Here is a 6,992-nt window from a genome sequence, read left to right on the forward strand (position 1 = left end):
GGCGGACGAGCGCGGGAGTGTGCGGCGGTGGACGATCAGCGTGCGAAGGCGGACGGTGACGTCGTCCTGACCCGCATCGGGCAGGCGGTCATGCTGCACCGGGGCGGCGACCGGGAAGAGGCCCGCAACCGCCTCGCGCAGCTGTGGAACGAGGTCGGGCCGGACGGTGACCCGTTCCAGCGCTGCACGCTCGCGCACTACCTGGCGGGTACGCAGGACGACCCCGCCGATGAACTGGACTGGGACCTCACCGCCCTCGAAACGGCACGGGAGGCGGCGGCCGGGCAGACGGCGGCCGGGGAGGCTTCGGCTGGGCAGGCGTCGGGGCGGGACCGGGAGCGCGGCAGGGAACAGGAGCGGGACCGGGACTGGGGCCGGGACCGGGAGTGGCAGCCGCCGGCGCGCCGATCCGCCCTGGCGATGGCGGCGCTGCTGCCGTCCCTCCACCTGAGCCTGGCCGCCGATTACGCCGCCCTCGACCGGCCCGCCGAGGCCCGCGCCCAGCTCGACCGGGCCAGGGAGACGGCGGCGAGGCTGGCCGACGACGAGTACGGCAGGGGGGTACGGCAGTCGATCGAACGGCTGGGGGGCCGGGTCGCCGATGGGGGCGGTGCTGGTGGGGTATGTGGTGCCGGTGGGGAGGGCAGGTCAGGCGGCTGGGGCGGCTCGGGGCGTACGGGTGATGCGGGTGGCTCGGAGGGTGGGAGCGGTGCGGGGGGTCAGTCGCCGTAGACGTGGCGGCAGAGGGTGTCGGCGCGGTCGGCGTCCTGCCAGCGACCGTATTCACGTGCCAGCTTGCACAGGCCGGGGGCCGGGGCGGCCGGGCGGCGGTTCTCGGTGTGCTCCCAGGGCGGTCCGTACCGGCGGGGCCCGGGGGCCTTGGGCTTGCCCTGTACGTCTCGGCCCGCGTTCTTTCCCTTTCGCTTGTCTGCTGCCGCGGGTTCCGGCCGCTCCGGCCGCGCCCGCTGATCTTCTGCGGCGGGCGGACGGGCGGGCGCCGACCGCTGCGCGGCGGCTCCGGGCGGGGGCGCCGGCCGCTCGCGCGCCGGGGGCCGGCTGACCTCCGGGCCGTTGGGTTCCACGGAAGGGGCGGGCAGCGCGGGGCGCGGCAGGAGGCTTTCGGGGGCCGGGCGGTGGACGACGGTGATACAGCCGGTGGTGACGAGGGCCGTCGTCACCGCGAGGACCGCCGCTGCGGGAATACGGAACACCGCCCAACTCTGCCGATCACGCGAGACCTTGTGAAGGCCCCGCAGGGGTGAACGATGTGAGCGGCCTTGACCGGTGGCCTTGACCGGGAGTCGCGATCACCGGCCCTGGCCGGTGATCTTGACCAGCGGCCCTGAGCGATGGCTGTGATCAGGGAACCTGAGCGATGGCCCTGGCCGGTGGTCCGGAGTGGCGGCGTCGGCCGGAGATGCCGACTTCGCGTCGGCCGTCGCTGAGCGGGCCCGCGAGGTGTCAGCCGCGGCCGAGCATTCCGGTGAGCAATTCCAGGCAGCCGGTGCGGAGTTCCTGCCGGGTGGGCGGCGTGGCGTGGAACTGTCCGGCGACGCAGGAGAAGAGGATGCCGTCGCACCAGGCGATCACGTTCAGCGCGTGCCGTTCCGGGGCTGCCGATCCGGCTGCCGTCAGCATTGCCATCAGTGGTGCGCGGAACTGCTGTCCGGTCCGGTCGTAGAAGGCGCGCAGTTCGGGGCGCCGGGTGGCCTCCAGGGCCAGTTCGTAGCGGGCCACGATCAGATTCCGGTGGCGGGTCAGTGAGCGGTGCAGGGCGAGTGAGAGGGCGTCCGCGAGCGCTTCGATGCCGTCGCTGGCCGCTCTCGGCATCTCCGGCGACATGAGGACGGCCACCTCCCGCTCCGCCAGCCGCCGTACCACCGCTTCCAGCAGGGCCGCGCGGGTGCGCGCGAGGTTCGAGGTGGACCCCTGCGGCAGTCCGGCGGCCTCGTCGACGGCCCGGTGGGTGAGTCCGCGTGACCCGCGTTCGGCGAGCAGGGACAGGGCGGCGTCGGTGATGCGTTCGTGGCGCGGGGCGGCGGTTCGGTCGTGGGGCGCGGCGGGTTCGGTTCGGGGTGCGGTGTCACCGGTCGTCATGGCAGGTGAGCCTATCGCTTCAACTACGGGTGTAGTAACGTCGGACTACAGATGTAGTCGCTGGTTCGGGTCGGTACGGCTCTCGGTACGGCTCTTCGGCGCGGCTCCTTGGTACGGCTCCTCAGGAGGTTCCATGCAGCGCACAGCGGTCGTCATCGGTGGCGGAATCGGCGGTCTCACCGCCGCCGTAGCCCTGCACCGGCGGGGCTGGGAGGTCACCGTCCTGGAACGGGCTCCCTCGCTCGAACCCATCGGCGCCGGTATCGCCCTGGCACCCAACGCCCAGCGCGCGCTGGACACGATCGACGCGGGCGATGAGATACGGGCCATGGCCGCCTGGCAGACCGAGGGGTTGCTGAGGACCCCGCGTGGCCGCCTGCTGGCCCGTACGGACAACGCCGCCTCCGTACGGCGCTTCGGCGGCCCCGTCGTGATCACCCACCGCGCGGAGCTGGTCGGCCTGCTCGCCGCGCGGCTGCCCGAAGGGGCCGTACGGACCGGAGCGCCCGCCGAGGTGATCGATCCCGGTGACCCCGCGCGGCCCGACCGCCCGGCCCGCGTACGCCTGCTCCCGACCACCGACACCCAGAGCCCCACCCTCGCCACCGCCGTCCTTCCCGCCGTCCTCCCCACCCCCCTCACCGCCGACCTCGTCATAGCCGCCGACGGCATCCGCTCCGCCGCCCGCCGCGCCCTCTTCCCCGGTCATCCGGAACCGCGCTACGCCGGGTTCACCAGCTGGCGCCTCGTCGTCCCGGCTCCCCGCCGCCCGTTCGCCGGGCACGAGACGTGGGGGCGCGGCGAAATGTGGGGGAGCATGCCGCTGCACGGGGGCCGGGTGTACGCGTACGCCACCGCGGTCGTGCCGCCCGGCGGCCGTGCGACCGACGGCGAACGGGCCGAGTTGCTGCGCCGTTTCGGTGGCTGGCACCACCCCGTGCCGGCGATCCTCGAAGCCGCCGACCCGGCCGGCATCCTGCGCAACGACGTCCGTACGGCGAGCCGCCCGCTGCCCGCCTGTCACCGCGGCCGGGTCGCCCTGCTCGGCGACGCGGTGCACCCGATGACCCCCAACCTCGGCCAGGGCGGCGGCCAGGCCGTCGAGGACGCGATCGTGCTGGCCCACCACGTCGCGTCGGGCCGGGAGCTGCCGACCGCCCTCGACGCGTACACGCGGGACCGGCTGCCCCGGACCACGGAGGTCGTGCGCCGGTCGGAGCGCGTCGCCCGGCTGACCACCTGGCGGTCCGTGCCGGGCGTGCTGCTGCGTGGGGCCGCCGTCGCCTGCGCCGCGCGGTTCGCCCCGGATGTCGCGCTGCGCGCTCTCGACGGCATCGCCGACTGGCGGCCGCCGGGCGGCACGTATGCTTCCGGGGCGCCCGGCACACCACCGGCGCGCCCGGCGCGATGACCGTACGGCATCCGGGGCGGGCGGCATCATCGGCACACCCGGCGCGCCGGTCCGCGCAGACGGCCCGGGGCGGCGGCGCAACCCAGGGAGTACGCGTGAAGGTCGGCTGCATCGGACTCGGCGACATCGCACAGAAGGCGTATCTGCCGGTGCTCGGCGCGCGGCCGGATGTCGAGCTGCACCTCCAGACCCGTACCCCGGCCACCCTGGAGCGGGTCGCCGGAACGTATCGCCTGCCCGCCGCCCAGTGCCACACCGACCTGGACGGGCTGCTCGCCGCCGGTCTGGACGCGGCGTTCGTGCATGCGCCCACCACCGTGCACCCGGAGATCGTCACCCGCCTCATCGAGGCCGGGGTGCCGACCTATGTCGACAAGCCGATCGCCTACGAGCTGGCCGATACCGAACGCATCGTGCGGCTCGCCGAGGAGCGCGGCGTCAGCCTGGCGGTCGGCTTCAACCGCCGTTTCGCGCCGGGCTACGCGCAGTGCCTGGAGCACCCGCGAGACCTGATCCTGATGCAGAAGAACCGGGTCGGGCTGCCGGAGGACCCGCGTTCGCTGGTCCTGGACGACTTCATCCATGTGGTCGACACGCTGCGTTTCCTGGCGCCCGGCACCGTCGACCACGTGGACGTACGGGCGAAGGTCCGGGACGGGCTGATGCACCACGTGGTGCTGCACCTGTCCGGTGACGGCTTCAGCGCCATCGGCAGCATGAACCGGCTGAGCGGTTCCGCCGAGGAGATCCTCGACGTGTCGGGGCAGGACACCAAGCGCCAGGTGGTCAACCTCGCCGAGGTCATCGACCACAAGGGACAGCCGAGTGTGCGGCGACGCGGTGACTGGGTGCCGGTGGCCCGGCAGCGCGGCATCGAGCAGATCGTGCTCGCGTTCCTGGACGACGTACGGGCGGGCAGGCTCGTCTCGGCCGAGGACGCGCTGCGTACGCACGAGTTGTGCGAGCGGGTGGTCCGGGAGGCGCTGGCACAGGCGGCGTGAGGCCGGGGGGCCGAGGTCGCGCGCCCGGGGCCGGGTGGCCGAGGGCTTGCGTCCTGGGCTGGGTCCGAGGCCACGGGCCCGGGGCCATGCGCCCGAGGCCCCGTGCCCGGGGCCCTGTCTCTGGGGCCGCGCGTCCGAGGAGGATCAGCGGTCCCGGGTCCGGCCCGGTTCGCGCGCTCCCCGGCGTGCACGCAGCGCCCGTGCCCCCGTCACCACCGCGTACGCGCCGAGCGCCAGCATCGCGCCGTACAGGGCCCAGTCGCCGAAGCGCACGTACGGGCTGGTGCCCTCGGCCAGCGGGATGTCGTACACGGCCGCCGCGCCGCGCTCGGTGCCGAGCCGGTCGCCCACCGGCTCGCCCCGCGGCCCGTACACCGCGCTGATCCCGGTCAGCGTGGCGTGCGCCATCGGCCGCCAGGTCTCGGCGGCGCGCAGCGCGGCCAGTGAGGCGTGCTGCGCGGGCGCCCAGCTGTCCTGGAAGGTCGACGTGGAGGACTGCGCGATCAGCAGCCGCGCACCGTCGCGGGCCAGTTCGCGGCTCATGTCCGGGAACGCCGATTCGAAGCACACCAGCGGCCCCACGCGCAGTCCGCCGGCCGAGCCGACGGGCATCAGCACCTGCCGGGTGCCCCGCATCCGGTTCTGGTCGGCGGCCTTGCCGACGTGCGTCGCCCAGCCCAGTACGGAGCGGAGCGGGATGTACTCGCCGAAGGGGACCAGCCGCATCTTGTCGTAGCGGTGGCCGGTCGCGCCGTGCGGGCCGACCAGTACGGAACTCTTGTAGATGCCGGGCTGCCCGGCGTGCCGCCCGTCGACGTTCACCAGGAGGTCGGCGCCCACGTCCCGGGAGAGCGCGGCGAGCCGGGCCGCCATGGCCGGGTCCCGGGTCAGGTCGCGGTTGACGCTGCTCTCGCCCCAGACCACCAGCCGGACGCCGCGCCCCGCCAGGGAGCGGGTCAGCGCCTCGCCGCGGGCTATCCGGGCTTCGGGGCCCGCGACTTCGCCGGGCTGGACGACGCCGACACGTACGGTGCCCGCGGCCCGCGGCACCGGTGCCCACAGCCAGGCCGCGGAGCCGCCGACCGCGCAGACGACCAGGCCCGCCACCGCCGGGACCCTGGCGCACGGCAGTGCGACGAGTACGGTGAGCGCGGTGTTCACCGCCACGATCAGCAGGCTCAGCAGCCACACCCCGCCGATCGAGGCGAGCCGCAGGGCGGGCGGCACCTGCCACTGGCTGGCGCCCAGCAGCCCCCAGGGCCCGCCCAAGTACTCCCAGGACCTGACCAGTTCGACCATCAGCCAGCCGGACGGCACGAGGACGAGGGACGCCGCACACCGCGCCGCGCCCGGACTTCCGTGCAGCAGCGCCCGTACGAGCAGGCCCCAGGGCGCCCACAGCAGGCCGAGCAGCCCCGCCAGCACCAGGATGAAGACGTGCAGGCTGGGCAGCAGCCAGTGGTGGACCGCCAGCATGAAGCCGGCGCCGCCGAGCCAGCCGTCCAGCGCCGCCCGGCGGTTCGTACGGGCCGAGCGCGTCAGCAGGAGCGATGGGACGAGGGCCACGTAGGCCAGCCACCACAGGGCGGGCGCCGGGAACGCCAGCGCGGGCAGCGCTCCGGCCGCGACCGCGGCGGCACCGCGCCCCCAGGGTGACGCGAGCCCCTTCTCCCACCGGCCGGCCGACTCCCGCATACCGCTCCCTTCATCGGATCGCAGCACCCAGTGTGCGCGCGTCGGCCGATCATGGACAGAAGGCGGGGCGCGGGCGGTCAGGCGCCCGCCGGGAGCAGCTGGCGCCACTTCTCGTGCACGACGACCTCGTTCAGCCGCCAGCCGTCGGCGGCGCGCCGGGCGGCGAAGAGGTAGCGGCCCGCACAGGTGTAGTTCGGGGCGGCCGACGCGCCGGTGGTCTTGCCGGACGGCGCGTCGTGCGGGTCCGCGAGGCGCATCGGGTTGAGGTAGTCCGCCTGCACGGTGGCCGTGTCGCCGGGCGCGCCGCCGTCGCGCAGCTCGATGCCGATGCGCCGGTTGACGATCAGGTGCTGGCGTACCGGGAAGCGCCGCATCATCTCGGCGAGCCAGTCCGCGACATCGGTGACACTGCCCGCGATACCGCCCGCCGAGCGGTAGTCGACGCGTCCCTCGGGGACGAACAGGGCCCGGTAGGCGGCCCAGTCGCCGTCGTCCACGGCGATCGCGTAGCCGGTGACCAGGTCGTCGATGGCGAGGCGGTCCATGACAGTGGTGTGTTCCACGCGCTGGGTCATCGCCTCAGTGTTCGGCATATGCGGGTCCTCGCCAAGGGCCGGGGCAGGGTGGCGGTACGGCCATCCGGTCCCGCCGGCAGCCCGGGGCGCGGGAGGGGCGCGGGAGGGGCGTGATACGGCCGTGGGGGGGGGGGGGGGGGGGGGGGGGGAGGGGGAGGGGGAGGGGGGGGGGGGGGTGGGGGGGGGGGGGAGGGGGGGGAGGAGGGGAGAGTG

At 74.7% G+C, this 6,992-nt stretch carries 7 protein-coding genes; 3 read left to right on the forward strand and 4 right to left on the reverse strand.

All coding sequences use genetic code 11. The features are described from left to right. The first annotated feature begins 27 nt into the window (after positions 1 to 27). Entirely contained in the window at positions 28 to 732 is a 705-nt protein-coding gene (locus ACZ53K_RS30995; RefSeq protein WP_468843015.1) for a hypothetical protein, read from the forward strand. On the opposite strand, the gene ACZ53K_RS31000 is transcribed toward ACZ53K_RS30995, so the two are convergent. Next, positions 720 to 1,211, reverse strand: a complete 492-nt coding sequence (locus tag ACZ53K_RS31000) for a hypothetical protein (protein ID WP_468843017.1) — start codon at positions 1,209 to 1,211, stop codon at positions 720 to 722. The genes ACZ53K_RS30995 and ACZ53K_RS31000 overlap by 13 nt on opposite strands. A 250-nt stretch (positions 1,212 to 1,461) precedes the next feature. Next, positions 1,462 to 2,097 (reverse strand): TetR/AcrR family transcriptional regulator, encoded by a 636-nt coding sequence (locus ACZ53K_RS31005; RefSeq protein ID WP_468843019.1) that lies wholly within the window; start codon positions 2,095 to 2,097, stop codon positions 1,462 to 1,464. A gap of 133 nt (positions 2,098 to 2,230) precedes the next feature. On the opposite strand from ACZ53K_RS31005, the gene ACZ53K_RS31010 reads away from it, so the two are divergent. Further along, positions 2,231 to 3,508, forward strand: coding sequence for an FAD-dependent oxidoreductase (locus tag ACZ53K_RS31010; RefSeq protein ID WP_468843022.1), 1,278 nt, complete (start codon positions 2,231 to 2,233; stop codon positions 3,506 to 3,508). Positions 3,509 to 3,603: 95 nt separating this feature from the next. Beyond that, a complete protein-coding gene (locus ACZ53K_RS31015; protein ID WP_468843024.1) occupies positions 3,604 to 4,509 on the forward strand; it encodes a Gfo/Idh/MocA family protein in 906 nt (301 codons plus the stop codon). Positions 4,510 to 4,653: 144 nt separating this feature from the next. On the opposite strand, the gene lnt is transcribed toward ACZ53K_RS31015, so the two are convergent. Both lnt and ACZ53K_RS31025 read right to left on the reverse strand, forming a co-directional pair. Continuing rightward, positions 4,654 to 6,204 carry an apolipoprotein N-acyltransferase gene (gene lnt, locus ACZ53K_RS31020; protein ID WP_468843027.1) on the reverse strand — a complete coding sequence of 517 codons (1,551 nt, stop codon included), beginning with the start codon at positions 6,202 to 6,204 and terminating at the stop codon, positions 4,654 to 4,656. A 77-nt stretch (positions 6,205 to 6,281) separates the two neighbouring features. Next, the gene (locus ACZ53K_RS31025; protein WP_468843030.1) at positions 6,282 to 6,779 is read right to left on the reverse strand and encodes a nuclear transport factor 2 family protein; all 498 of its coding nucleotides are present in this window, start codon (positions 6,777 to 6,779) and stop codon (positions 6,282 to 6,284) included. Positions 6,780 to 6,992 lie beyond the last annotated feature (213 nt).

Source organism: Streptomyces sp. NPDC033221 (assembly GCF_055577005.1).